This is a genomic window from Micromonospora sp. NPDC048894 (assembly GCF_040649765.1).
Lineage (GTDB): Bacteria > Actinomycetota > Actinomycetes > Mycobacteriales > Micromonosporaceae > Micromonospora > Micromonospora antibiotica.
The window spans coordinates 57,796-83,325 of record NZ_JBEZFY010000014.1 but is presented as its reverse complement, the minus strand read 5'-3'; the positions used below and the strand labels follow the sequence as shown (position 1 = coordinate 83,325).

At 71.4% G+C, this 25,530-nt stretch carries 23 protein-coding genes; 8 read left to right on the top strand and 15 right to left on the bottom strand.

What is annotated here, in order from left to right; translation table 11 throughout:
- Positions 1 to 66: 66 nt before the first annotated feature.
- Both AB0C22_RS25515 and AB0C22_RS25510 read left to right on the top strand, forming a co-directional pair.
- Positions 67 to 582 (top strand): hypothetical protein, encoded by a 516-nt coding sequence (locus tag AB0C22_RS25515; protein ID WP_357537445.1) that lies wholly within the window; start codon positions 67 to 69, stop codon positions 580 to 582.
- A gap of 159 nt (positions 583 to 741) precedes the next feature.
- Positions 742 to 1,047 carry a hypothetical protein gene (locus AB0C22_RS25510; RefSeq protein WP_357537443.1) on the top strand — a complete coding sequence of 102 codons (306 nt, stop codon included), beginning with the start codon at positions 742 to 744 and terminating at the stop codon, positions 1,045 to 1,047.
- Positions 1,048 to 1,156: 109 nt separating this feature from the next.
- Here AB0C22_RS25510 and AB0C22_RS25505 read toward each other — a convergent pair whose 3' ends face one another.
- The 8 genes from AB0C22_RS25505 to AB0C22_RS25470 all read right to left on the bottom strand — a co-directional run bounded on the left by AB0C22_RS25505 (position 1,157) and on the right by AB0C22_RS25470 (position 12,716).
- Positions 1,157 to 1,816 (bottom strand): hypothetical protein, encoded by a 660-nt coding sequence (locus AB0C22_RS25505; RefSeq protein WP_219463352.1) that lies wholly within the window; start codon positions 1,814 to 1,816, stop codon positions 1,157 to 1,159.
- A 472-nt stretch (positions 1,817 to 2,288) separates the two neighbouring features.
- On the bottom strand, positions 2,289 to 3,689 hold the full coding sequence (locus AB0C22_RS25500) for a GH1 family beta-glucosidase (RefSeq protein ID WP_357537441.1): 1,401 nt from the start codon (positions 3,687 to 3,689) through the stop codon (positions 2,289 to 2,291).
- Positions 3,686 to 5,926, bottom strand: a complete 2,241-nt coding sequence (yicI, locus tag AB0C22_RS25495; RefSeq protein WP_357537438.1) for an alpha-xylosidase — start codon at positions 5,924 to 5,926, stop codon at positions 3,686 to 3,688. Before yicI ends, AB0C22_RS25500 begins: the two co-directional genes overlap by 4 nt.
- Complete coding sequence (locus AB0C22_RS25490; protein WP_219463345.1) at positions 5,923 to 6,798, bottom strand: carbohydrate ABC transporter permease; 876 nt, start codon at positions 6,796 to 6,798, stop codon at positions 5,923 to 5,925. The genes yicI and AB0C22_RS25490 overlap by 4 nt, the downstream gene beginning before the upstream one ends.
- Position 6,799: 1 nt before the next feature.
- Positions 6,800 to 7,777 carry a sugar ABC transporter permease gene (locus AB0C22_RS25485; protein ID WP_357537436.1) on the bottom strand — a complete coding sequence of 326 codons (978 nt, stop codon included), beginning with the start codon at positions 7,775 to 7,777 and terminating at the stop codon, positions 6,800 to 6,802.
- Between the two features lie 67 nt (positions 7,778 to 7,844).
- The gene (locus AB0C22_RS25480) at positions 7,845 to 9,149 is read right to left on the bottom strand and encodes an extracellular solute-binding protein (RefSeq protein ID WP_357537434.1); all 1,305 of its coding nucleotides are present in this window, start codon (positions 9,147 to 9,149) and stop codon (positions 7,845 to 7,847) included.
- 86 nt (positions 9,150 to 9,235) lie between these two features.
- A complete protein-coding gene (locus tag AB0C22_RS25475) occupies positions 9,236 to 10,264 on the bottom strand; it encodes a LacI family DNA-binding transcriptional regulator (RefSeq protein ID WP_244252456.1) in 1,029 nt (342 codons plus the stop codon).
- A 283-nt stretch (positions 10,265 to 10,547) separates the two neighbouring features.
- On the bottom strand, positions 10,548 to 12,716 hold the full coding sequence (locus AB0C22_RS25470) for a UvrD-helicase domain-containing protein (RefSeq protein ID WP_357537432.1): 2,169 nt from the start codon (positions 12,714 to 12,716) through the stop codon (positions 10,548 to 10,550).
- Positions 12,717 to 13,164: 448 nt separating this feature from the next.
- On the opposite strand from AB0C22_RS25470, the gene AB0C22_RS25465 reads away from it, so the two are divergent.
- On the top strand, positions 13,165 to 14,208 hold the full coding sequence (locus AB0C22_RS25465) for an arabinan endo-1,5-alpha-L-arabinosidase (RefSeq protein ID WP_357537430.1): 1,044 nt from the start codon (positions 13,165 to 13,167) through the stop codon (positions 14,206 to 14,208).
- Positions 14,209 to 14,240: 32 nt separating this feature from the next.
- Here the strand turns inward: AB0C22_RS25465 and AB0C22_RS25460 are convergent, their stop codons facing one another.
- Positions 14,241 to 15,218, bottom strand: coding sequence for a WYL domain-containing protein (locus AB0C22_RS25460; RefSeq protein ID WP_357537428.1), 978 nt, complete (start codon positions 15,216 to 15,218; stop codon positions 14,241 to 14,243).
- Between the two features lie 53 nt (positions 15,219 to 15,271).
- Between AB0C22_RS25460 and AB0C22_RS25455 the strand changes: the two genes are divergently transcribed.
- Entirely contained in the window at positions 15,272 to 15,955 is a 684-nt protein-coding gene (locus AB0C22_RS25455; protein ID WP_357537426.1) for an alpha/beta hydrolase, read from the top strand.
- A gap of 224 nt (positions 15,956 to 16,179) precedes the next feature.
- Here AB0C22_RS25455 and AB0C22_RS25450 read toward each other — a convergent pair whose 3' ends face one another.
- Positions 16,180 to 16,908, bottom strand: coding sequence for an alpha/beta hydrolase (locus AB0C22_RS25450; RefSeq protein ID WP_219463333.1), 729 nt, complete (start codon positions 16,906 to 16,908; stop codon positions 16,180 to 16,182).
- 162 nt (positions 16,909 to 17,070) lie between these two features.
- Between AB0C22_RS25450 and AB0C22_RS25445 the strand changes: the two genes are divergently transcribed.
- From AB0C22_RS25445 to AB0C22_RS25430, 4 genes are all read left to right on the top strand, one after another.
- On the top strand, positions 17,071 to 17,445 hold the full coding sequence (locus AB0C22_RS25445; RefSeq protein WP_308290829.1) for a UBP-type zinc finger domain-containing protein: 375 nt from the start codon (positions 17,071 to 17,073) through the stop codon (positions 17,443 to 17,445).
- A 59-nt stretch (positions 17,446 to 17,504) separates the two neighbouring features.
- Positions 17,505 to 18,017 carry a hypothetical protein gene (locus AB0C22_RS25440; protein WP_219463329.1) on the top strand — a complete coding sequence of 171 codons (513 nt, stop codon included), beginning with the start codon at positions 17,505 to 17,507 and terminating at the stop codon, positions 18,015 to 18,017.
- 404 nt (positions 18,018 to 18,421) lie between these two features.
- Entirely contained in the window at positions 18,422 to 19,858 is a 1,437-nt protein-coding gene (locus tag AB0C22_RS25435; RefSeq protein WP_357537423.1) for an extracellular solute-binding protein, read from the top strand.
- A gap of 107 nt (positions 19,859 to 19,965) precedes the next feature.
- Positions 19,966 to 21,891, top strand: a complete 1,926-nt coding sequence (locus AB0C22_RS25430) for an ABC transporter permease subunit (protein ID WP_357537421.1) — start codon at positions 19,966 to 19,968, stop codon at positions 21,889 to 21,891.
- Here the strand turns inward: AB0C22_RS25430 and AB0C22_RS25425 are convergent.
- The 5 genes from AB0C22_RS25425 to AB0C22_RS25405 are packed head-to-tail and all read right to left on the bottom strand — an operon-like array spanning position 21,866 to position 25,527.
- Positions 21,866 to 22,333 carry a hypothetical protein gene (locus AB0C22_RS25425; RefSeq protein ID WP_357537419.1) on the bottom strand — a complete coding sequence of 156 codons (468 nt, stop codon included), beginning with the start codon at positions 22,331 to 22,333 and terminating at the stop codon, positions 21,866 to 21,868. The genes AB0C22_RS25430 and AB0C22_RS25425 overlap by 26 nt on opposite strands.
- Positions 22,330 to 23,544, bottom strand: a complete 1,215-nt coding sequence (locus tag AB0C22_RS25420; RefSeq protein ID WP_308290826.1) for a molybdopterin-dependent oxidoreductase — start codon at positions 23,542 to 23,544, stop codon at positions 22,330 to 22,332. The genes AB0C22_RS25425 and AB0C22_RS25420 overlap by 4 nt, the downstream gene beginning before the upstream one ends.
- Positions 23,541 to 24,182, bottom strand: a complete 642-nt coding sequence (locus AB0C22_RS25415) for a class I SAM-dependent methyltransferase (RefSeq protein WP_208567568.1) — start codon at positions 24,180 to 24,182, stop codon at positions 23,541 to 23,543. Before AB0C22_RS25415 ends, AB0C22_RS25420 begins: the two co-directional genes overlap by 4 nt.
- Positions 24,179 to 24,871 carry a TIGR04282 family arsenosugar biosynthesis glycosyltransferase gene (locus tag AB0C22_RS25410; RefSeq protein ID WP_357537416.1) on the bottom strand — a complete coding sequence of 231 codons (693 nt, stop codon included), beginning with the start codon at positions 24,869 to 24,871 and terminating at the stop codon, positions 24,179 to 24,181. Before AB0C22_RS25410 ends, AB0C22_RS25415 begins: the two co-directional genes overlap by 4 nt.
- Positions 24,868 to 25,527 (bottom strand): glycosyltransferase family 2 protein, encoded by a 660-nt coding sequence (locus AB0C22_RS25405; protein WP_219463321.1) that lies wholly within the window; start codon positions 25,525 to 25,527, stop codon positions 24,868 to 24,870. Before AB0C22_RS25405 ends, AB0C22_RS25410 begins: the two co-directional genes overlap by 4 nt.
- Positions 25,528 to 25,530 lie beyond the last annotated feature (3 nt).

Here is a 25,530-nt window from a genome sequence, read left to right as displayed (position 1 = left end):
GCGTCGCCTCGGACATCCCACGATCCGCCGCTGCGGCGCGGATCATATTCGGTGAGGAGAAGCCCGATGAGTACAACGTCCACGGTGCAACGACCCCGTCGATTCGGCAGAGCCCTGCTTGCGGCTGTCACCGCGATCCTGGCCGCCGGCACGATCATTCTCACGGGCGCGGCTCCGGCGCAGGCGACGGACTCCGGTGGTGACGGCAGCCCCACCGGTTGCTCGCAGACCAGCACCGTCGCCACCGTGCCCATCCACGGTTCGCGGGGCCCTCTCGCGGGCAAGGCGATCGGGGAACTTCAGCTGCGTTGGTCGTGGTCCTGCCACGGAAACTGGTCGCGGGTCGTCCTGTACGGCGGAATGTACTCGAACCCGGTGACCGTGGAACAGGTCGTCGAATCGGAGGGCCGCGGGGCGAGCGCGTACGACCCCAATCTGTTAACGGGCGCCGGTGGAACAAGTGCCTGGTCACCGTATATTCGGCTGGCGAACTCGCAGAGCACGGCGTGCGTGCAGGCGTGGCTGTCATCGGACTTCGGCACGCTCAACTACCACACCAACGGTGCGCGCTTCTGCGTCTGACGTCGTGAGCCTTCGACCCGGTGTCCGTCACTGCGCATGCGGGTGGCACGCCGGGTCGAAGGCTGTCGGATGGGCCCGTCGATCTGATCCACCTTCGACGTGCAGTCCGGTCCGCGCCGGATGCGCGCGCCGGGCCGGTCGACCCACGATGATGGTTACGTGAAGGAGATCTACTCCGACGACGGCGATCCGGCGGCGGACCCCGGGGCCGTGCCCGGTCTGCGCCCCGTAACCGACGGGGCGACCGACGCCACGTCCCGCACGCTCGAGGTCGACGGGGAGACCTTCGTTCTCCGCTCGAACGGTCTCGGCGGCACCGACTACGCCTGGCTCAGCGGGCCGAACCCTGGCTACGGCTTCGGCGTGGGCCCGACGGCGGACCTGTCGGCTGACGAGCACACCAAGAACATCCGTGACTTCCTGGACACCGTCGACCCGAGCACCGGATACCCGGCAGACGACTGAGCAGCGGGACGGTCGACGTTCCAGCTCGCGACGCGGGCAGACGATGTCCTAGGATGCTTTACGGTGGGTGGCGGGCCTCGCTGCACTCAGGGTGTCACCACCCCGCCCGTCACGTGGGGCCGCTGCCGGCCGGCGCCGGGTGCGGTGGCAGACCCAGGTTCCGCACCCGGAAGACTGTGGCATTGAGCCACATCAGTGGCTGGATCAGCAGGTCGACGCCGATCAGAAAGCAGAGCGTCCCCACTCCGGCCGGCCCGCCCATCAGCCACCCGGTTGCGAGCAGGGTCAGTTCGAGTGCGCCCTTGGCCAGCCAGAACGGCCACCGCCAGCGCTGCACCATGGCGATCGCGAGAAGGTCCATCGCCCGGATGCCGAACCCGCTCATGATGATCAGCGCCGAACCGTACGCACAGCATGCGGTGCCGGCGGCGAGCAACGTCGCCGCGGGTGCCGGGGCGAGGCGGACCGGGTCGAGGATCAGCAGCCCGTCGATGGCGCTGCCGCAGAGGAAGAACGTCAGCATGGGGGAGAGCACCGGTCGGCGACGGGTCCACACGGCGACGATGGACACGCAGGTGACCGCGACGGCGGCCTGGGCGATACCGATCGTCCCGGGTACGTGGCGCAGCAGGCCGAGCGCGAACGTGTCGAGCGGATCCGTGCCGAGGTGCGAGACGATGAAGAAATACGCGCCCAGCGAAAAGAAGAAGCAGCCGATGAGATAGGGGAAGGCTTTGTCGACGGCAGGGCGAACGGGGGCGGCAGGCATCCAGGTCTCCGATTGTCGGGGGCCGTCTGCCTGATGGGGCGGTTCGTGACGTCGGGAGCAGGCGTCCGGCACGTCGGGAGTGCGCGCATCCAGGTGGCGGTGGCCCCTGCCGGAGCCGGCACGCAGCTGTCGCGCGCTGATCGGTCGAGCATGGTCGCGGTGGGCGATAACGTCGGAGCGTGTTCGCGTGGTCCGAATTCTGCCGCACGGGTCAGCTTGATCGCCATCAATGTCTAAGTCGTATTCGACCGCGCGGGACGCCGGATGAGCCCGTGTTCGGCCGCCCCTGGCGCTCACCCCTGGTGACCAGCGTGGTCGCCAGGGGTGAGAGATGCATCACACAGGGTTCGTGGCCACCGTGAGCTCGGCACCGTCGCACGGCGAAGGGCCGGCGCGGCGACCCCCTGACGCCGCGCCGGCCGGGTGCGGGCCCGACGGTGCCCGACCGACCGTTGGTCGGCCCGCCCGCGACCTACCCGTCCAGGTGTCCGGTGGTGGCCAGCCGGTGGTACCAGTGGGCGCTGTCCTTCCAGAGGCGTTCCTGGGTGTCGTAGTCGACGCGGATGATGCCGAAGCGGCGGTCGTAGCCGTAGCCCCACTCGAAGTTGTCCAGCAGCGACCAGACGAAGTAACCCCGCACGTCCACGCCCTGCGCGCGGGCGTCGGCCACCGCGCCGATGTGCCGGCGCAGGTAGTCGATGCGCCGGTCGTCGTGGACCCGCCCGTCCGCCGCGACCACGTCGTCGAACGCCGCGCCGTTCTCGGTGATCATCAACGGTTGACCTGGGTAGTCGTGCCGCAGCCGCAGCAGCAGCTCGGTGAAGGCCGGCGGGTCGATGTTCCACCCCATCGCCGTGTACGGGCCGGGCTGCGGCAGGAAATCGACGTCCTCGGCACCCACCCACGGCGAGTGGGTCGACGCGCCGTGCCCGTCGGCATCGGAGCGGGCCGAGTGTCCGTCCCAGGCGCGGACCAGGGTGCTGGAGTAGTAGTTGACCCCGAGCACGTCCAACGGCACCGCGATCAGCTTCTCGTCGCCGGAGCGCACGAACGACCAGTCGGTGACGGCGGCGGTGTCGGCCAGCAGGTCGGCCGGGTACGCCCCGTCCAGCATCGGACCGAGGAACGCCCGGTTCGCCAACGCGTCGATCCGCCGGACCGCGTCGCGGTCGGCATCCGACCCGGACGCGCCCCGCACGACGTGCAGGTTGAGCGTCACCGACAGCTCGGCGCTCGGCACCAGCTCCCGCACCACCCGCCCGGCCAGGCCGTGCGCGAGGTTGAGGTGGTGCACCGCCGCCAGCGCCGCCGCCGGTTCGGTGCGACCGGGCGCGTGCACGCCGGAGCCGTACCCCAGGTAGGCCGAGCACCACGGTTCGTTGAGCGTGGTCCAGGTGTGCACCCGGTCGCCGAGCGCGCCGACGATCCCCGAGGCGTACTCCTCGAAGCGCAGCGCCGTGTCCCGCGCCGGCCACCCGCCGGCGTCCTCCAGCTCCTGCGGCAGGTCCCAGTGGTACATGGTGGCGACCGGCCGGATGCCGCGCTCCAACAGGCCGTCGACCAGCCGCGCGTAGAAGTCCAGGCCGGCGGGGTTGAACCGGCCGGAACCGCCCGGCTGCACCCGGGGCCAGGAGATCGAGAAACGGTACGCGGACAACCCCAGCCCGGCGATGTGGTCGAGATCCTGCGGCCACCGGTGGTAGTGGTCGGCGGCCACGTCGCCGGTGTCGCCGTTCAACGTACGCCCGGGGGTGTGGCTGTAGGTGTCCCAGATGGACCGCCCCCGGCCGTCCTCGGTGGCCGCGCCCTCGATCTGGTACGCCGCCGTGGCCGACCCCCAGACGAAGCTCTCCGGGAAGTTGCGTGCCGTCATCGTCCCGCCCTCTCCGCGCCGACCACCACGCAGTGGTACGCCGACGATTCGCCCGCCACCAGCTCGGCGGTGGCCACCCCGTCACGGAAACCCACCTCGAACTGCGCACCCGGGCCCCCGTCGGGCGACGGGATGCGCACCCGGTGCCGCTGCCCCTCGGCCGGCGCGTAGAGCCGCAGCTGCACCCCGTCGGCCCAGTCGTAGTCGGGCCGGTCGCAGCGCGCCCCGAACCCGATGACCGCGCCGGGGCGGGCGAGCACCGGCAGACTGTCGTACTCGTGTTTCTCGGTCACCCACGCCGGGCCGGTGAGCTGCGCGCCGGTGACCAGGTGGGTCCACGTGCCGGCGGGTACGTAGAAGGTGACCTGCCCGTCGGCGCTGAGCACCGGTGCGACCAGCACGTCCGGGCCGAGCATGTACTGCCGGTCGAGGTGCGCCACGGCCGGATCGTCCGGGAACTCCACGATCATCGGGCGCATCATCGGGATGCCGTCGCGGTGCGCCTCCTCGGCCGTCGCCGCCAGGTACGGCATGAGGCCGAGCTTGAGCCGCGTGAAGTGGCGCAGCACCTCCACGGCCTCCTCGTCGTACGCCCACGGCACCCGGTACGAGCCGGAGCCGTGCAACCGCGAGTGCGACGACAGCAGGCCGAACGCGATCCACCGCTTGAACACCGCCGGGTCGGGGGTGCCCTCGAAGCCGCCGATGTCGTGACTCCAGTAGCCGAAGCCGGACGACGCCAGGGACAGCCCGCCGCGCAGCGACTCGGCCATCGCGACGAACGTCGACTCGCAGTCGCCGCCCCAGTGCACCGGGAACTGCTGGCCGCCGGTGGTGGCGGAGCGGGCGAACACCACCGCCTCACCCTCGCCGCGTTCGGTCTCCAGCAGCTCGAAGACCGCCCGGTTGTAGAGGTAGGAGTAGTAGTTGTGCATGCGCTGCGGGTCCGACCCGTCGTGCCACACCACGTCGGTCGGGATGCGCTCGCCGAAGTCGGTCTTGAAGCAGTCGACGCCCATGTCCAGCAGCGACTTGAGCTTGCCGGTGAACCAGGCCACCGCGTCGGGGTTGGTGAAGTCGACGAGCGCCATGCCGGCCTGCCACTTGTCCCACTGCCACACCGACCCGTCCGGGTTGCGTACCAGGTAACCGGCCTCGCGGCCCTCCTCGAACAGGTACGACCGCTGCGCGATGTACGGGTTGATCCACACACAGACCTTCAGGCCCCGCTCGTGCAGCCGGCGCAGCATCCCCTCCGGGTCGGGGAAGGTCGCCGGGTCCCACACGAAGTCGACCCAGTGGAACTGGCGCATCCAGAAGCAGTCGAAATGGAACACCGACAGCGGCAGGTCCCGTTCGGCCATCCCGTCGACGAACTCGGTCACCGTCTTCTCGTCGTACGACGTGGTGAACGAGGTGGACAGCCACAGCCCGTACGACCAGGCGGGCACCCGGGCGGGTCGGCCGGTCAGCGCCGTGTAGCGGCGCAGCACGTCCTTCGGGGTGGGCCCGTCGATGACGTGGTAGGTGAGCGACTGGCCTTCGACGCTGAACTGGGTCTGCGCGACGACTTCCGAACCGACCTCGAACGACACGTGCTCCGGGTGGTCCACGAACACCCCGTAGCCGGCGCTGCTGAGATAGAACGGCACGTTCTTGTACGCCTGCTCGCTGGCGGTGCCGCCGTCGGCGTTCCAGATGTCGACCGTCTGACCGTTCTTCACGAACGGGCCGAACCGTTCGCCCAACCCGTACACCGTCTCGCCGACGCCGAGCGCGAGGCGTTCGTGCACGTACCGGCGGCCCTCGCTGTCGGTGGCGATGCCGACGCTGCGTGCGGTGGACGCGGTGACCAGCCGGTCGCCGTGCCGGAACTCGACCCGCCAGCCGTCGACCAGCGCGACCCGGACGGTCAGCTCTCCGGTGGTCAGCGACGCGCTGAGTCCGGTGATGTCGACGGTGACCGGGTGGGTGTGGTCGGTGCTGACCCCGAAGTGGGGTTCGCGGGGCAGCCCGCCGCTGTGGTGGCCGATGGTGACCCCGACGACGCCGGGCGCGGGGGAGAAGAAGCGGACGGTGACGACGGGCCGGTTCAGTGTGTCGCCCCGGCCGTTGATCTGCCCGGACGGGGCGAAGACGGTGAAGCCGCGCTCGTCCGGCTCGACCGATTCGACCGTGCCGGGGCGCAGCACGCTGACCCCCGGACGCAGTTGCCAGTACCCGTCGGTGAACTTCACTTCTCGGCTCCTGCCGTGATGCCGCGCGCGAGGGTGCGCTGGAAGATGAGGAAGAACAGGATGGCCGGCACCAGGCTGATCAGCGCACCGGCGTTGGTCGTCGGGGCGTCCATCAGCCGGTCGCCCTGCAACGATGCGAGGGCGACCGGGATGGTCTGGGTCTGGTTGTCGATCAACATGACCAGCGGGATGAGGAACTCGTTCCAGGTCCAGATGAAGAAGAAGATGAGCAGGACGGCGAGGGTGGGCCGCAGGTTGGGAAAGACCACCCGCCACAGCACCGTCCACTTCCCGGCGCCGTCGAGCGCCGCGGCCTCCAGCAGCGCCCGGGGGAACGTGCCCAGCACCGAGGCGAGCAGGTACGTGCCGAACGCGCTCTGGATGACGGTGAAGATGATGATCACCGACAGTCGGGTGTTGTAGAGGCCGATCTCCTTGGCGACGTAGTACAGCGGATAGATCAACGCCTCCTGGGGCAGCATGTTGGCCAGCAGGAACAGCCCGACGATCCACAGCCGGCCGCGGACCCGGCCGATGCCCAGGGCGTACGCGTTGAGCAGCGACACGACGACGCCGAACACCGCCACCGAACCGGCGATGAGCGTCGAGTTCCACAGCTTGAGCGGGAAGTTCACCGCGGACCAGTACGTCCGCAGGCCCTGGGTGTAGAACTCCGTCGGCCAGCTCAACGGGCCGCCCGACGAGTAGTCGCCGGGCGACTTGAACGCGTTGAGCAGCATGAACGCGAACGGCACCAGCATGACCAGCGCGCCGACGGTGACGCCGGCGAGCACCACCCAGCGGCTGAGGCCCCGGTGGTGCCGGTCGCGCACCTTCGGGCGGAGGGGGACCTTGGTGATCGTCACGGTCATCTCAGATCCCCCGGTCCCGGCGTTCGCTGCGGGCCTGCACCCCGATGAAGACCACGGCCACCACCACGATTATCACGGTGAGCACGGTGGAGATCGCCGAGCCGTATCCGACCTGGAGCTTCTTGAAGAACGTGTAGTAGGCGAAGTACGACGGCACGTTGGTGGCGTTCTCCGGGCCGCCCCGGGTCAGCGCGTAGATCGGCCCGAACACCTTCAGAGCGGCGATGGTGCAGGTCAGGGCGACCACGAAGGTCTCCGGCCGGATCTGCGCCAGGGTGATCGCCCGGAACCGGTGCAGCCAGTTCGCCCCGTCGACCTCGGCCGCCTCGTACAGCTCCGGGTCGACCCGCTGCAACGCCGCCATGAACACGACCACCGGGTAGCCGATCTGCACCCAGATCATCACCGCCATCACCGCCGGCAGCGCGGTGTCCGGGTCGCCCAACCAGTCGTGGCGCAGCGCCCCGAGACCGATCGCGTCGAGCGTGCTGTTGAACGCGCCGTCGGGGCGCAGGATCCAGCCCCAGACGATGCCGGCGACCACCACGGGCAGCACCTGCGGCAGATAGAACGCGGCCCGCAACGCCGCCGCCGTCCGGGGCCGGAACCGCCGCCCGACGACGTCGAAGAGCACCGAGGCGAGCAGCAGCCCGACCAGGGTCGGCACCACCACCATCGCGACGATCATCGCCACGGTGTTGCGGAACGACGCCCAGAACACCTCGTCGTGCAGCAACCGCTGGTAGTTGTCCAGCCCGACGAAGGTGGGGTCGCCGACGCCTGACCACCGGGTCAGCGACAGGTAGCCGGTACCGACCAGTGGCACGCCGATGACCAGGATGAACAGCACCGCTCCGGGGAGCAGGTAGAGCCAGTACGCCGCGTCTCGGCCACGCGGTCGACGGCGGGACGCAGGCGTGGGGGTGGGGGTGGGGGTCGCCGCCGGTGGTGTGCCGGCGACGGTGTCGGGGACTGCCATGCAGGATCCTTCCCGGCGGGGCGGGCGGGCGTGCCGGTCGTACCGGGCACGCCCGCCGCTCGCCGTGTCACTTGCCGGTGATCTCCTTGACGCCGTCGGCGTACGGCTTGGCGATCGTGTCGAGCACCTGGTCGGGGGACTTGGATCCGTTGATCAGCGCCTGGAACCCGCCGACCAGCACGTCGTAGTAGCCGGGCACCGGCCAGTCCGGGTAGAAGGCCAGGCCGTCCTGCTTGCTGACCGTGTTGAAGTCCTCGATCAGCTTGCGGTCCTTCGGGTCGGTGATCTTCGCGGGGTCACCGGCCACCGGGATGCCGCCGTTGTTGCCGATCAGGTCCTGTACCTCAGGGCGCAGGGTGATGTCGATGAAGTCGTACGCCAGGCTCTTGGCCTTGCTGTTGGTCGGGACGACCCAGATGTTGCCGGACGAGCCGGCGTTGAGGGTGTTGCCCGGGAACAGGAAGGTGTCCCAGTTGGCCTTCATCTCGGCCTTGAACCGGCCGTACCACCAGCTGCCCGAGACGATCATCGGGGTCTTGCCCGCGATGAAGGCGGTGCCCATGTCCTCGGCCTTGAGGCTCGACGAGTCCTTGGCGACGTAGCCCTTGCGCACCCAGTCGGCGAAGGTGTCCGCACCGTACTTCAGCGGGTCGGCGCGGAAGTCGACCGGGTTCTTGTAGAGCTGGTAGTTGTCGACGAACTGCCGGTCGGCCTTTGCCAGGGCCAACTGGTAGAACAGCTGCCCGGCCGGGTATTCCGCGCCGGCCATGCCCAGCGGGGTGATGCCCTTGCCGACGAAGGTGTCCATCGCGGCGGTCAGCTCCGCCATGGTGGTGGGCACCGTGACGCCGTTACGGTCGAACAGGTCCTTGTTGTAGTAGACCGTGACGTACTCCCCGTAGTTCGGCACGCCGAACCAGTTGCCCGAGCCCATCACGCCCTTGTCGCTGTACCGCGCGGTGGTCTGGAGGCTGGGGCTGAGCTTGCCGGCCCAACCGCGCTTCTCGGCCTCGCCGCTGAGGTCGGTGAGCAGTCCCTGCGACGACAGCAGGCCGGCCGTCGCGTTGCCCTTGTTGTACTCCATGATGTCCGGACCCTCGGACGAGTTGATGATCATGCCGGCGTTCTGCTGGATCTGCTCGAACGCCTTGCGCTCGAAGCGCACCTCGACGCCCGGGTGTTCGGTCTTGAAGATCTCGATGGCCTTGTCCCAGCCGACCCCCATCGCGCTGTTCTCGCCCTCGTAGTGCCAGAGCTTGAGGGTCTTGGCCCCGCTGTCGTCACCGCTGTCGTCGCCCCCGCAGGCGGCCACGGTGGTCGTCGCGGTCGCCGCCAGGGCGATCGCGGCGACGATCCGGCGGAATCGCTGCATTGCTATCCTCCTCGTTGAGTATCGAGCCCGGTACTTCACTGGGTCCGTCGTCGCGTTGCCGCGCGGCGACGGGCCGTTTTACCTGGTCAACCCCCATCGGGGTGACGGCTTCGTGGTGCTGCGGTCGATCCCCGGATCTCCAGCGCGCACGGCAGCAACTGCTGGTGGCGCTCGTCACCGGCCCCGTCCAGGTGGCGCACCAGGGCCTCGACCGCGATCCGGCCCAGCGCCGAACCGGGTGACGTCATCGCGGTCAGCGCCGGGGTGGCCAGCTCGGCGACCTGCGGCGAGGTGACCATCGAGACGACCGACACGTCGTCGGGCACGGCCAGCCCCCGCCCGGTCAGCTCGCCGAGGATGCCGAAGACCGCCGTCTCGTTCATCGCCAGCACGGCCGTCAGGCCCGGCGTCCGTGTGATGGCGGCGGCCAACGCGGCCCGGCCACCGGCGGCGCTGTCCTGCGCCGGGATCATGACCGGTTCCAGGCCGTGGCCGGTCATCGCCGTGACGAAGGCGTCCCGGGTCCGCAGCGCCGGCCCGTAACCGCTGGCCAGGGTCTCGGCCGAGTGGTTGACGTAGACGATCTGCCGGTGCCCCAGGCCGACCAGGTACGCCACGGCCTCCCGTACGGTCTGCTCGAAGTCGATGTCGACGTAGGAGAGCCCGGCGGTGTCCCCGGTGCGCCCGATCAGCACCAGCGGCACCCCGGCCTGCTGGAGCGCGCCGACCCGCTCGTCGGCGAGCTGCACCTCCATCAGCACGACGCCGTCGAACATCCGCTGGCTGGCCAGCCGACGCAGCCCGTCGAGGTCGCCGCCCCCGCCGACGGGTGACAGCACCAGGTGGTAGCCGACGGCGCTGGCCGCCGCGGCGGCCCCGGTGACGAACGCCGTCTCGGTCGCCCCGAGGCCGCGCTCGTCCATCGGCAGCAGCAGGCCCAGGATCCGGCTGCGTCGACTGGCCAGACCCCGGGCCATGGCGTTGGGCTGGTAGTCGAGCTGGGCCATGGCGGCGAGCACCTTGGCCCGGGTGCCCTGGGAGATCGGCCGGGCTCCGGTGAGCACGTAGGAGACGGTGCTGACCGAGACCTGCGCCAGGCGGGCGACGTCCTGCATGGTGGCCACCGCGCACCTCCTCCGGGCAGGCAGGGAACCGTGTTCGCCGGCTCGTCGAAGCGGTTCGACGAAGCGGTTCGACAGACGCTAGACCCGGTGTTACGGCGACGTCAATAGCCGATGTCGGAAGCGGTCAGCTCGGCACTTCCCGCCTGTGTCGCCCGCCCGGTGGTCGGCCGCGTCCTCCCGCGTCGACGCCGGGTGGCCTGGGACGGTGCCCCGGCCACCCGGCGCCGGCGGTGACCGGACGCCGGCGCAGCGGCGGCACACCCGCAAAGTTCCGCTACCCGAGAACCAGCTGTCCCAGTTCCTGGGTGCATCGGGTGAGCGCGACGTAGAGGGCGTTCCAGCCGCGCGGCCCGGCGGCGATGCCCTGGGGATCGACGAGGAGCGCCGCATCCCATTCCAGACCCTTGGACTGCACCGCGGTGAGCACCGGGACGTCAGCCAGTACGGCGTGGAGTTCGGCGATGCGGTCGGCGGGGGCGATGACGCCCACCGTGCCGCCGTGCCACCGCTGCTGCAACTGTCGCACCGCCCGGGCGGCGGTGTCGGCAAGCTCCGCAGGGGCGACCGTGCGGACCCAGGGGTCGATGCCGCAGGAACGCACCGCCCGGGGCGGGGAGTTGTGGCTACCGGCCCGCCTCAGGACGGGCCCGGTGAGGTCCATGACCTCGCGCGGGGTGCGGTAACAGATGGTCAGCTCCGCAGCGGTCCACCGCTGTCCGAAAGCCGCCTGCACCGCCTGTGCCCAGGTGGTGTGCCGGTGCGCCGCCTCCGTCTGATCGATGTCGCCGACCGCCGTGACGGAACGGCTGGGACAACGCCGCAGCACCATCTGCCACTGCATCTCGGACAGCTCCTGCGCCTCGTCGATGACGACGTGGCCGTACACCCAGCCGCGCTGCCGGCGAGCGTGGTCGGCGACGAACTCGCCCTGCGGCGGCGGGGCTTCGATCTCGCCCAGCAGGTCGGCGACCGCGTCGAGCAGGGGGATGTCGCTCGAAGCCCACGGCGCGGGCTCCGTCGCGACGGCGGTGATCTCCGCCGCGGACAACTGGGGGGCGAAGCGGGCGAGCAGGGCGCGGTCGGTCACCAGACCCCTCAACAGGTCTTCGGCGTCGAGGGTGGGCCACCATGCCTCGACGAACCGGGCGATGCTCGCGTTCTCCGCGATACGACCACGGAGGGCGTCGATCTCTTCCTCGGAGAGCAGCCCGTCGACGTCACTGCCGGTGGGCCCACCGGCGGACCGGTGGTCGTGCTGCATGCTCCGGTCGACGCGGGCGAGGATGTCCTCGAAGCCCTCGTCCATCGCGTTCACCAGCGCCTCGCGTTGATCGACGACGGCTTCGGTCAGGAGGTGGTGCAGCTGCTCGGCGCACGCCTCGCGGGCCCGGTGATAGGGGCGTCCCCGCACCGAGGCGAGCATCTGGGCGACCGTCCCGGCGGGGATGGCGTAGAACTCGCCCTCCCAGCGCAGCGTCAACTCGCGGGGGCGCGGGAACAGCGAGCCGACGTAGTTCTCGAGCGCGGCCTGCCAGAGGGCACGGCCCTTGATCTCGGCGAGGGTCCGGCTCTCGTCGCGGCCCACGCGGATGTCGGGCAGCAGGGTGTCGCAGGTCGCCGAGACGACGGCGGTCTCACCGAGGGCGGGCAGCACCTGGGCGATGTACTGGAGGAACCGCGGCGAGGGACCGAGGACCAGGACCGCCTGGTCGGCCATTGCCGAGTGGGCGAACAGCAGGTAGGCGACGCGGTGCAGGGCCACCACGGTCTTGCCGGTGCCGGGACCGCCCTGCACGATCAGCGGGCCGGTCGCCTCCGCCCGGATGATGTCGTCCTGTTCGCGTTGCAGCGTGGAGATCGCCGCCGACATGTGACCGGTGCGCCGCTGGTCCAGGGCGGCCAGCAGCGCCCCCTCACCGACGAGTTCCGCTGTCATGGTCCCGTCCAGCGGCTCGTCGTCCACCCCGACGACCACCGGTCCCGTCGTGCGGATGTGCCGCCGTCGTGCCTGCCCCTGCGGGTCGACAGCGGTCGCGGTGTAGAACGGCCGGGCCGCGGGAGCGCGCCAGTCCAGCAGCAGCGGCTCACCGTCCTCGTCGTCGTTGCGCAGGCCGACCCGGCCGACGTGCCGCACGGTGCCGTCAAGACCGTCGAGGCGGCCGAAGACCAACCGTTCCTGCGCTCGCCGCAACTGCTCGTACTGCTGGCGGAGCATGCGCAGCCGCGCCCGTTCCAACACGTCCAGGGCAGCTGAGGAAAGCTCGGCCTGTAGGTGGTCGACAAGACCGTCGCGCCGCGCCACGGCCGAGTCGAGGAACTCCTGCTCCTCGGCGACTGCGGCTCGGCGCGCGGCCTCCGCTGCGGGGGAGGTTGGTGCTCCACTGCGGGTAATTGCCGTGGTGACGTCAGCGATGCCATTGCCCAGAGCAGATTTCCGACGCATTCGCAGATCCTCGGACTGGTTCTTCTCCTGCCACCCGACCGGCCGCAGGTATTTCGGCGACAAGCATAGGGTCGCGGTCTCGTCGGCGTGCCGTGAAATCGGCGGCGGAGACAAGCGTCTCAATACCTCACAGTTTCTTGCCGATTGTGGCCTCATCCCATCTGGACGGGTCGTGCCGCCCCTTTCGCGGGCGGGTGCCGGTGGCGGGATCCCTGCGTGGGTGGTCGTCGACGACGTGGTGCGGGCCCGCCGGGCCGGCCCGGCGCGACCCCCTCGGCGTCGGCTGTCGAGGAGGGGCGACCGACGGGGGCCGGCGGCCACAGGCGTTGACATGCTTCGATGCCTGCGTTAACTTCTGGGAAAACACGAATGCAATGATCTCGACATTTTTGTCGACGTCCCGCCGCGTCGGCATCACGCTGCCCGACGCCCGACCCAGGGAACTGTCGTGACCACTTCGCTCGCCTCCGTGCAGAATCCGTCCACCCTCCGCCGACTGGCGTTGATCTCCCTGTCGGTCGTGCTGGTGGTCGCCGGCATCGTTCAGGGATCGCCGTCGGCGTCGACGGCCGCACCGAGGGTCGCGGCGACGCCCACCACGCCGCCCGGGTCCTACCCTGGCCCGGGTCGGGTGACCGGGGACGTCGGGGTGCACGACCCGACGGTCGTGATCCGCCCCGGTGGTGGTTACCTGCTGGCGCACACCGGTGACAACATCGCGCTGAAGACCTCCGGTGATCGGGTCGCGTTCCGTAACGCGGGTGTGGTGTTCCCCGGCGGTGCGCCGTGGACGACGACGTACACCGGGGGCAGTCGTAATCTGTGGGCGCCGGATCTGTCCTACCGTGACGGTCGGTACTGGTTGTACTACTCGGCCTCGACGTTCGGGTCGAACCGGTCGGGGATCTTCCTTGCCACGAGCACCACCGGGGCGTCGGGCAGTTGGACCAACCAGGGTCTGGTGATCGAGTCCCGGACGTCGGACGACTTCAACGCCATCGATCCCAATCTGGTGGTCGACGCTTCCGGCAGGTGGTGGTTGAGCTTCGGGTCGTTCTGGTCCGGTATCAAGATGGTGTCGTTGAATCCGGTGACCGGGAAACGCGCCGACACGACCGTGCGGAGCATCGCGGGCCGTAACGGGGGTGCCATCGAGGCGCCGGTGATCGTGCGGCACGGCGCCTACTACTACCTGTGGGTGTCGTTCGACAGGTGCTGTCAGGGGGCGGCGAGCACCTACCGGGTCATGGTGGGCAGGTCGACCTCGGTCACCGGCCCGTACGTCGACCGGAACGGGGCGGCGATGACCGCCGGTGGCGGCACCCAGGTCCTTGCCGGGCACGGCAGCATCCACGGGCCCGGCCACCAGGCGGTGTTCACCGACACCGACGCCGAAGTCCTCGTCTACCACTACTACGCCGACAACGGCACCTCACTGCTCGGCGTCAACCTGCTCGGCTACGACAACACCGGCTGGCCGTTCGTCTACTGACGGCGACCGCGATCCGACGGTGCGACCCCCGGTCAGGATGGCGACGGTCGGGGGCCGTCGTCCAGCGCGGCGGTGAGGCGGGCGGCGACCGCGGCCACGGCGGCCCGCAGTTCGGGACCCTCCTCGACGGTGAAGCCGAACGGGACGGCGGCCAGCCACTCCTGGGCGTACATCCGGGTGTTGGTCGTGCTGCCGGTCAGGACGCACCGGTCGCCGGCAGGCTCCAGGCGGCCCATCGTCGGCCGGACCCACGGTGCCACCCGCTCGTAGGGCTCGTGGAACACCACCCGGGTCGGGTACTTCCACCCGGAACCCAGGTGCGCCTCCAGGGTGGCCACGGGGTCGAGGTCGTCGGGCGGGGTGAACCGTTGCGGCAGGTGCCGCACGGCCCGGATCCGGTCGATGCGGTACGTGCGGATCGCGCCCGCCCGGTGCGAGTGGCACAGCAGGTACCAGCGGCCGAAGCGCACCACCACCGCCCACGGGTCGACCACGGCCTCCCAGGACTCGCCGCCTTCGGTCGTGTAGGTGAAGGCCACCTGGTGGTGGTCGGCCACGGCCGCCACCAGCGTGCTCGTCGTGGTGGGATCGGCGTGCGCCGACCGTCGGTCGGAGGCGGCTGCCGCGTACGCCCGCAGTGCCGCCGCCTGCCGTCCGACGCTGTCGGGCAGCGCCCGGATGAGTTTGCTGAGCGCGGACCCGACCAGGCCGTCGGCGTCGATCGCGGCAGGTTGCCCGTCGAGAACGGCCATGACCAGGCCGATGACCTGCTCCTGGGTGAAGACGACGGCCGGCAGCCGGGCGCCCCGGCCGAGGCGGTAGCCGCCGTAGGGCCCCCGGGCGGACTCGACCGGGATGCCCGCCTCGCGGAGGATCCTGACATAGCGGCGCGCGGCGCGTTCGGTCACGCCGAGACCGGCGGCCAGCTCCTCGGCGGTCGTGCCCGGGCGGTCCCGCAGGATGTCGAGCGTCCGCAGGGCACGGGCGGTGGGGCTGACGGCACTCTCCACCCACCGGACGGTACCGGAAGTGGAACGTCCGGAATCGACGCTACGTTGTCGTCATGACTGATAAACAGATCGTGCTCGTCGGCGGCCTGTGGCTCGACGCCTCGGCGTGGGACGGCGTCGTCGCCGAGTTGACCCGGGTGGGGCGACACGCGGTGGCGGTGGACCTGCCGGGCCAGGGCGACGGGAACACGGCGGCGACGCTCGACGACCAGGTTGCCGCGGTCCTGGCCGTCGTGGACGCGGCACCGGCCGGGTCGGTGGTGGTGGGGCACTCGGCCTCCTGCGCCCTGGCCTGGTTGATCGCCGACGCGCGGCCCTCGACGGTCGCCCGGGTCGTGCTGATCGGCGGTTTCCCGCAGGCCGACGGGGACCTGTACGCCGACTTCTTCCCGATCGAGGACGGGGCGATGCCGTTCCCCGGCTGGGCGCCCTTCGAGGGCGCGGACGCGGCCGACCTCGACGAACGGGCGCGGGCGGAATTCCTGGCCACCGCCATCCCGGTGCCCGAGGGCGTCGCCCGGGGGACAGTCCGGCTGACCGATGCGCGGCGCTTCGACGTGCCTGTCGTCCTGGTGTGCCCCGAGTTCACCCCGGAGCAGGCCCAGGCGATGCTCGACGGGGGTGACCTGCCCGAACTCGCCAAGGCCCGGAAGGTCGACCTGGTCGACATCGACTCCGGGCACTGGCCGATGCTGAGCAGGCCGGTCGAGTTGGCCCGCATCCTGGCCGACCTCTGACGGACCCGGCAACAGGTCGACGACTCCGATCTCGGCGACGACGACACGGCGGTACCGGGCGACGGTGAACGGGGGCGCACCGGCACGGTCGGGGACGTGCCTCGGGGCAGCGGCGGCTACCTCGCCCGTGGTGGTGAGGTAGCCGTGCCGTGCCTCCCGGGCCGGGCGTGACCGGGCGGAGTGCGGTGGCCGGGGGCGGATCACGGTTTTCCGGCCGGGCCCGGCTAGCGGGTCGCGTCGGCGGCCTCCCGGATGAGATCGGCCAGCATGGCGGCCTCCGGGATGGCCACCGTGTGCGAACCTCCGGGAATCTCCACCGTCCGCCGGGAGCCCGCCCGTTCGGCCATGAACCGGTGGGCCGCGACCGGGATGTTGAGATCCTCGCTGCCGAAGAGGAACCAGGACGGCAGCGACTGCCAGGCGGGCTCGCCGGAGGGCTCACCCAGGGCCGCCTCGGTGATCGGCCGCTGGGTCACCGCCATCACGGCGGCCTGCGCCGTCGTCGAGTCGGCGGCGAACTGCTGGTGGTAGCGGTCCTGCCGGATGTAGAGGTCGGTCGCCCCGCCCGGGAGCGTGACGGGGGCCAGCGTCTCACCCAGGGAGCTGCCGGGGAACCGACCGGCCAGGTCGGCGGCGCTCTCGCCGGCGAGGGGGGCGAAGGCCCCGACGTAGACCAGCGCGGTCACGCCGGCACCCGCCGCCGGCACGTTCGAGATCACCATTCCGCCGTACGAGTGGCCGACGAGGACGACCGGCCCGTCGATCCCGGTGAGCACCGCGCGTAGGTGGTCGGCGTCGTGCCGGACGCCGCGCAGCGGGTTGGCCACGGCCACCGCGGGGTAGCCGTCGTCGCGCAGTGCGGTGATCACCCCGGCCCAACTCGCCGATTCGGCGAAGGCGCCGTGGACGAGGACGACCGTCGGCCGGCCGGGCTGTGCGGTGGTGAGGGACATCGTCGGGTTCCTCCGGATAGTGGGCCGGGTGCCGGCTTCATTCTCGGACCACGGGCGTACCCCGGCGTGCGTCGAGCGACCGGCTCACCCGGCCGGGTAACCGGGGTGAGGCGCCGACGGATGAGTCCGGGTACCGTAGCGGCGAGTCGAGAGGAACACGCCGTGGCCGATCAGCCCAAGCTCCTCGCCGCGACCGCGGTGGGTGTCACTACGACGGTGCCGCCGAGCGGCCCGGGTTGCGTCGAGTGTGAGTCCTCCGGTGGGTGGTGGTTCCACCTGCGCCGCTGCGCGTCCTGCGGCCAGGTCGGCTGCTGCGACTCCTCGCCGGGCCAGCATGCGACGGCGCACGCGGCCGCGACGGGGCATCCGGTGGTACGCAGTTTCGAACCCGGCGAGTCGTGGTTCTGGGACTACTCCGACGATCAGTTCTATGCCGCGGGTCCGGAGCTGGCCGGGCCGCAATCGCGCCCGCTCGACCAGCCCGCCCCCGGCCCCGAGGGTCGGGTGCCGGAGGACTGGAAGCGCCGGCTGCACTGACTGTGCGCATGCCGGGGTCGGCGGGTTTGGCGCTCCGGCCCGCCGGGCAGCACACCGCAATGGCCACCGCCGATGAGCCTGCTGTCACCGAGTTCCGCCGTTCCCGGGGTCGTGAGGTCGGTTTCCTGGCCACCGCGCTCCCTGCGCTGGCGGTGGTGCAGGCGGTCGTCAACCTGGCCTCCGGCGACCCGTGGTGGGACGGGCTGTGGCTGCCGCTGACGTGGTTTCTGCTCCTCGGGTTCTCCCGGGGGGTGGTCCGTCCGCCGTCTGCCGGTCACCAGCCGCGGCTGCCCCTGCGGCTCACCGCGGACCACCTCCAGGTGGCGGGTCCGGGTGAGCGCACCCTGGCCATCGAGTGGTCGAACGTCGCGCGTGCCGAGATCAGCGGACGGTGGTACCCGGTCCTGGTGATCGAGCCGGCCGACCCGGACCGGACCCGCCCCCCGCTCGCCCGGTGGGAGTGGGCGACGTACGGGCAGAGCCGGCCGTACGAGATCCGGCTCCCGCTGGTCTACCTGAGCCCCGGCCGTGACCAGCTGCGGCGCGAACTGGCCCGCCGCCTTCCCGCCTGACGTTCCGACGTCACCGGCCGACCATCGTGCGGCTCACCAGCGTCAATGGCTCGGGCCTGAGCCCCGGAGTGTGTTCTCGGTTAGCAATATTGGTGAAGATGAATTGCGTGGACGGTCTCCCGAATTGCGTTCAAGCCTAGGCGCGACTTTCCGAAATGTGTAGAGTGAGCGCAGCGCCGCCCCGGTCGCCGTTCCGCCGCCCGGGGCACGAACAGCTCGGGGCAGGCCGGGGAGGGCCCGCCGGTGGCGGGGCGACTTTCCCGATGACTGTGCGGGCAGGAGCGGGCTGAGGCCATCCGATCAGGCAACCGTCCTCGGGTGCGTGCTGTGCGGGCGTCCACACAGGACAGTTTTGCCCCTGGCCTCTCCCGGTGGGTCCCGGTGAGGCGAGACGGAGGAGACGGATGTCCATCGAGGACAGTGCGTTACGGTCCCGGCGCGGCTTTCTGGGAATGGGGGTGGGGCTGCTCGGTGCGGCCGGCCTGGCCGCCTGCGGAGGCACCGCACCGTCGACGCCCAGGGCGCAGGCCGAGGTCCCGAAGGAACTCGTCGACGCCGCGGTGGCGCTGAAGGGCTCCTCGCTGGGGATGCTGTCGCAGAAGCTGTACTCGGAGGCGGCGAACGCGGCACTCGACGCCTCGATCAGGAAGTTCGCCGACACCACCGGCACCAAGATCGGCAACAGCCTGGTCCAGGCGGACGCGGGCGACGTGGTTGCCAAGATCCACGCTGAGGTCCAGGGTGGTGTGGCGCGCGACCTCGCGTTCATGACCGACTCGCGGTTCGTCGCCCAGTTCCAGGCGCTCGGCGACCTGGAGGACGTGACGGACGTCGTCCAGGCGCTGACGGCGACGTACGGCGAACCCACCGCCGAATCCAAGAACTTCTGCGTCTTCGACGGCAGGTGGTTCGCCATCCCCTACCACTTCATCGGGATCGGGTCGTTCCTGCGCAAGGACTGGATGCGCGACGAGGGCATCACCCCCAGGGACGTCTACACCTGGGAGGAGCTGCGGGACCTGTGCCTGGCGATCTCCGACCCCGGCAAGCGGCGGTTCGGCTGGGGCATGACCGTGAACCGCTCCGGTGACGCCAACGGCATGATCGAGGCGCTGATCAACTCCTACGGCGGGGCGATCGCCTCCAACGACGGCCGGAAGGTCACCTTCGACTCTCCCGAGACGGTGCAGGCGGTGACCTTCCTCGCCGACATCTACACCAACCCCCGCTACAAGCCGATGCTGCCGCCGGGAGTGGCCGCCTGGACCGACTCCAGCAACAACGAGAACTGGCTCGCCGGCATCCTCGGCTACACCCGCAACCAGTTCAGCGTCTACGCGGACTCCAAGACCAAGAAGAACCCCGTCTACGACAACACCCACGTCTTCGCCGACTGCACCGGGCCGGCCACCGACAAGTCCCTGCTGCTCGGCCAGTCCCAGGGCTTCGTCATCTTCAAGGGCGCCAAGAACGCCGCCCTGGCCAAGCTCCTGACGCAGTACCTGGTCACCGCGCCCGCCCTCGTGGGGGTGGCGAAGGAAGCGCCCGGTCTGGCGTTGCCGGCATGGGAGAAGGTCTGGGACGCCGACCCGTTCTTCACCAGCGGCGACCCGGCCTTCCCCATCATGCGCAAGATCACCCAACAGCAGCTGCCGCTGTCGACCAAGAACGGCCTCAACTTCCCGCAGAAGGCCAGCGCGGGGCAGCAGGCCGCCGTCGGCGCCTACGTCCTCACCGACATGATGCAGCAGGTCATCCAGGGCACGCCGCCCGCGCAGGCCGTGCAGGCCGCGCACACCAAGATGGTGCAGATCTTCACCCAGCAGGGGCTGCCGCAGTGACGTCGGTCCGCCCGGCGTCCGCCCCGGCGTCTCGGGGATCCTCGCCGCCGGAATCCCGATTCCGCATCGCGACCCGACGCCGGCTGGGCCGCGACTGGCGACTGGCGGTGCTGTTCCTGGCACCCACCGCCGTGCTGGTCGGCGGCCTCGTGCTCGTGCCGATCGCCTGGTCGGTCGTGACCAGCACGACGGAACGGCACGGGCAGCAGAGCGTGTTCGTCGGTCTGGCCAACTACCTCGCCCTGGCCGACGACGAGCAGTTCCACACGGGCGTGGTGAACTCGTTCGTCTTCACCGCGTACGCCGAGGTGTTCAAGGCGGTGCTGGGGCTGGCCGCGGCCCTGCTGCTGCACCACCGACGGCGGGGACGGGCCGTGCTGGCCGGGCTGCTCCTGCTGCCGTGGGTGGTGCCGACGGTGGTCACCGCGTTCAGTTGGCGCTCGCTGCTCGACCCGATCTTCGGCAGCGTCAACCTGCTGCTCACCGAGTCGGGGATCGGGCCGCTGCTGGTCAGCGCGTACCTGGTCGACAGTTGGCCGGCGGGCTGGCTGTCCGAGCCGTCCCTGGCCATGCCGTCGGTGATCGGAGTCAACGTGTGGAAGGGGGTGCCGTTCTTCACCGTCGCCTTCCTCGCCGGATTGAAGGCCATCCCCACCGACCTGTACGAGGCGGCGACCGTCGACGGCGCCTCGCCGTGGCGGCGGTTCGTCCACGTGACGCTGCCCGGACTGCGCCACGTGATCACCGTGACGGTCACCCTGTCGTCGATCTGGACGTTCAACAACTTCGACCTCATCTGGCTGCTGACCCAGGGCGGCCCGGGCGACGCGACGGCACCGTACGTGCTGGTCGCGTACTCGAAGGCGATCCTGCAACTGCAGTACGGCGCGGGAGCGGCGGTCACCCTCGTCATGCTGCCGGTCATCGGCTCGCTGGTGTTCGTGCTGGTCCGGCTGTTACGCCGGGACTCGGGCGTGGCGCCGCCCCGACGTGCCCGCAAGCCCCGGCCGGACCGCTCGGCCCGCGCCACCCGTACGGTCCGCACCGCACTGCCGTGGGTCGTCGCGGTGGTCACCGCCGCCCTGCTGGCCTGGGCGTCACCGCACATCTTCTGGAAGGCGGCCGTCGTCCTCGGGGTCTTCCTGCTGGTCGCGGCGGTGGTCGGCCGGGTGGTCTCGGCCCTCGGGGCCCGGGGGCGTCGCCGGGCGTCGTCGCTGGTGTCGGGGCTGGCGTCCTGGGTCGCCCTGGCCGGGCTGCTCCTGTTCGTCCTGGCCCCGCTCTACTGGATCGTCGTCACGGCCTTCAAGTCCGACGGCCAGATCGTCATGCACGACCGCGACCTGTGGCCGACGCCGTGGAGCCTGCAACAGTTCACCGACCTCTTCGCCACCAAGCCGTTCGGCCGCTGGTACCTCAACACGGTGCTGGTGTCCGTGGCGTCCACCGTGGTCGCGCTGGTCTGCGCCGCCCTCGCCGGCTACGCCCTGGCCCGGCTGCGGTTCCGGGGGGCGCAGGGCTTCACCGTCACGGTGCTGGTGACCTACGTGATGCCGGGCGCGCTGCTGTTCATCCCGCTCTACCAACTGCTCATCGGGGTGCGGCTCACCGACTCGCTGTGGTCGCTGGTCGTGACCTACCCGACCTTCACCCTGCCGTTCGCCACCTGGCTGCTGGCCGGGTACTTCGCGTCGATCCCCGTCGAGTTGGAGGAGGCCGCGCTGGTCGACGGCTGCACCCGGTTCCAGGCGTTCCTGCGGGTGATGCTGCCCCTGGCCAAGCCGGGACTGCTGGCGGTCGCGTTGTTCACCCTGACCAACGCCTGGAACGAGTTCCTCTTCGCCTTCGTGTTCATCACCAAGGACGAGTACAAGACCCTCCCGGTGGGGATGCAGTCGATGATCACCGGGGACGTCGTGCCGCAGGGGCAGCTCGCCGCCGCGTCGCTGCTGGTCAGCATCCCCGTGGTGATCATGTACGCCTTCGGGCAGCGCTTCCTGACCGAGGGGCTCACCGCCGGGGCGGTGAAGGGCTGACCGGCCCGTCCGGCGCGGCCGGCCCGTCCGGGGCCGGTCGCCGGGAGCGCCGCCGGTCGGCCGCCCAGCAGGTCAGCAGTGTCGCGACGGCGATCAGCAGCAGGACGACCGCGAGGTTACGGCCGTAGGGCAGCGGCAGCACCGACGGGTCGTCCGGCGGCCGGCCGACACCGAGGACGAGCGGAAACGCCACGACGGTGACCGTGGCGGCGCTGATCACGCCGGCCCGCACCACCGGCCGGTGACGTTCCGGGACCCACCGGGCGAGCAGCGCGCCGACGCCCAGCAGCCCGGCCATCCAGACGAGGTCGTGCCCGGCCAACACCCCGGCCAGGAAGAGCAGCACCCCGGCCGGCCGCAGGTCGGGGTCGGCGAGCGCGCCCACCACGGCGTACCCGATCAGCAGGGTGCCGACCGCGACGAGCGCCACCCGGGTCCTCACGACGCCTCCCGGACGGTGAGCCGACCGACCCACTTGGTCTGCAACACACCGGGCCGGTTCGGGGCGATCAACCGGGCCGGGTAGCCGTGGTCGGGGTGCAGGGGTGCCCCACCCAACCGCAGCGCGATCAGCGTCAACGGGTCACGCACGTGCGCCGCCCCGACGGTCGATGTGCGGTAGCGGCCGGCCGTCTCCAACGACTCGACGAGCACCGTCGCCCGGTCCGGGTCGACGCCCACCAACGCGACCAGGTCCCGCAGTCGTACGCCGGTCCACCGCCCGGTGGCGCTCCACCCCTCCACACAGGCGATCGGCAGCTCGGCGGTGTGCTGCGGCAGGGCGCGCAGCGCGGCGAGGTCCAGCTCGGTGCGCCGGAGGGGACCCTCGACCACCAGCCGGTACGCCGGGTCGAGCGCCTGGGCGCGTACCCCGGCACGGTCGGCGGTCCGGTTGACCGGCAGCCCCTGCGGCCCGACGTCCGGTCGACGGGGAGCGAGCACCGCCAGGGCGGACAGCGGCCGGACGGTCTGCCCGACCGTGGTCAGGGTGACCAGCCCGGCCGCGGCGGCGACCCCACCGAGCAGCCCGCGTCGGCTGAGCCGCTCCCGCGCAGACTCGGCGGTGGTCGGGCCGAGCGCAGCGCGTACCGCAGGCAACTGCACGCCGACGTGCACCAGCAGCGCACCGACCGACAACCACGCCACCCGGTAGTGCCCGGCGGTGAAGAAGAACGGCATCGGCGCGTACCAGCGGGCGACGTTGAGGACGCCGCCGATCACCTGGAACAGCGCCGCCGCGACCAGCACGGCGACGCTGGCGCGTTCGAGCGCGTGGGCGAGCGACCGGACCGGCGGCCAGCGGAACAGGTGGTGGTAGACCGACCACAGCTTGGCCCCGAGCAGCGGCACCGTGGCCAGACCGGTCGCCACGTGCAGGCCCTGGGTGAACCGGTAGAGGCCCACCGGGCGGGACGGCCACCACAACCAGCCGGGCGGGTGCTGGATCAGGTGACTGAGCAGCCCGGTGAGGAAGCAGACGGCGAACGCCACCCCGAGCGCGACGCCGAGCTGGCTGGTCAACCGGGTCGACCGTAACGGGGACGGGAAACCGTCAGGCCGCAGCGGCCCGCGCCGCAGCGCCCCGGGCGGGGCCGGCAGGGGTGCCGACCACCGTCGGGCGAGCCGCCGCAGCGCGGTCGGCCGGCCGGTCACCGGGGGGTGAGGGTGGCGAACCACCGGCCCGCCTCCGTCCAGGTGTCGTGCACCCGCAGCGCGGTGCCCCCGGCCAGTACGGAAAGGTCGTCGAGGGGTACGCAGGCCCACGGTAGCGGGCTGCCGACACCACCCGGGGTCTGCACCATGGCCGTGCCGGACCAGGCCGGTGTGCCGGGCGGCGCGAACTCGGCGTGCAGGTGGCCGTCGGCCGCCAGCAGCCGACGACACCGCCGCAGCAGCCGGTACGGGTCACCGCCGATGCCGACGTTGCCGTCGGCCAGCAGCAGGTGCGGCCAACGCCCGGCACCCGGCACCGGGCCGAAGACGTCGCGTTGCAGCGCGACGGCACCGCGTTCCCGGGCCAGCCGGACGGCGGTGGCGCTGACGTCGATGCCGAGCGCCGGCTGCCCGGCGTCGATCAGCGCGCCGGTGAGCCGCCCGGGGCCGCAACCGACGTCGAGGGTGGGTCCGGTGCAGCGCCGCAGCAGGGTCGCGTCCCCGGCGATGGCGTCCCGGCACCAGCCGGCCGGGTCGAACCGGTGCACACCACCGCTCGGGTGCCGGGCGGTGAACGCGGCGGGGACACCCGACGCGGCCCGGTCGAACACGGCGTCGAAGAGAGCCACCGCGTTCACCGGACGACCGCCGTGGGGGACGGCACGTCGCGGGCGACGGCCACGGTGAACCGGCTGCCCGGCGGGCACACCGCGGCCACCGCGTGGGCGTCGGCGGCGGTGTCCACGTCCCGCAGCCGGGGCAGCAGATGGACCCGCAGACCGAGGCGGCGCAACGCGGCCAGGGTGAGCTGTCCGGTGTCCGCCTCGGAGGTGGGCACCGCACGCAGGACCGAGGCGTGGCCGGGCTCGCGTAGTCCCAGCGTCCACCAGCCGCCGTCGTCGGCCGAACCGAGCACCGCGTCCGGCCCGTCCGGCCGGCGCAGCAGGTCCAGTGCGTCGTCGAGGTGGGCGGCGGTGAGCTGCGGGGTGTCCATGCCGATCAGCAGGGTGGCCGTGCCTGCCGTGCGGGTGTCGGCGAACGCGTGGGCGAGGCGGTCGCCGAGCGGGCCGCCCCGTTGGGCGAGTCTCCTCCAGCCCTCGGGGGCCGGATGGTCGCCGTCGACGACCAGGACCCGGGTGGCGGCCGTGGCCGTGGCGACGGTGTCGAGGGTGTCGGCCAACGCCGCCGCGGCGACCCGGGCGGCCTGGACCGGAGTGCAGGGCGGGCAGAGCCGGGTCTTGACCCGGCCGGGCTCCGGGGTCTTGGCCAGCACCAGCACCTGCGGTGCGCGGGACCCGGGAACGTGCGGCTGTCGGGGGACGTTCACCGGGCCAGCACCGCGCTCATGTCGCGGACGGCGCGGGCGGTGCCGAGCACCGTGCCGGTCACCTTCGACCGGGTCCCAGCCGCCCTCGGGTGGTAGTCGACGTCGACCTCGACCACCCGCCAGCCGGCCCGACCGGCCGAGATCAGCAGCTCCAACGGGTAACCGAAACGGCGGTCACGCAGCCCCAACGCCAGCAGGTCGGCCCGGCGGACGGCCCGGATCGGCCCGATGTCGTGGACGTCGAGGCCGGTGGTCCGGCGCAGCCGGTGGGCCAGCAGGGCGTTGGCGACCCGGGCGTGCAGGGGCCACACCCCGCGCGCGGTGGGGCGTCGCCGGCCGGTGCCCAACTCCGCCTCGCCGGCCCGGACGGGATCGGCCAGCCGGGGCAGCTGCGCCGGATCGAACGACCCGTCGGCGTCCAGCACACACACCACCCCGTCGACCGGGTCGGCCGCCAGGACCCCGGCGTGCACGGCGGCACCGTACCCGGGTTCGGTCACGCTGATCACCTCGACGCCGCAGGCGCGGGCCACCGCCGCCGAGCCGTCGGTCGAGCCGTTGTCCACCACGATCGGCCGGTAGCCGGCCGGCATCCGGGCCAGCAGGTCGGGCAGGGCCGGGGCCTCGTTGCGGCAGGGAAGAACCACGTCGGTCATGCT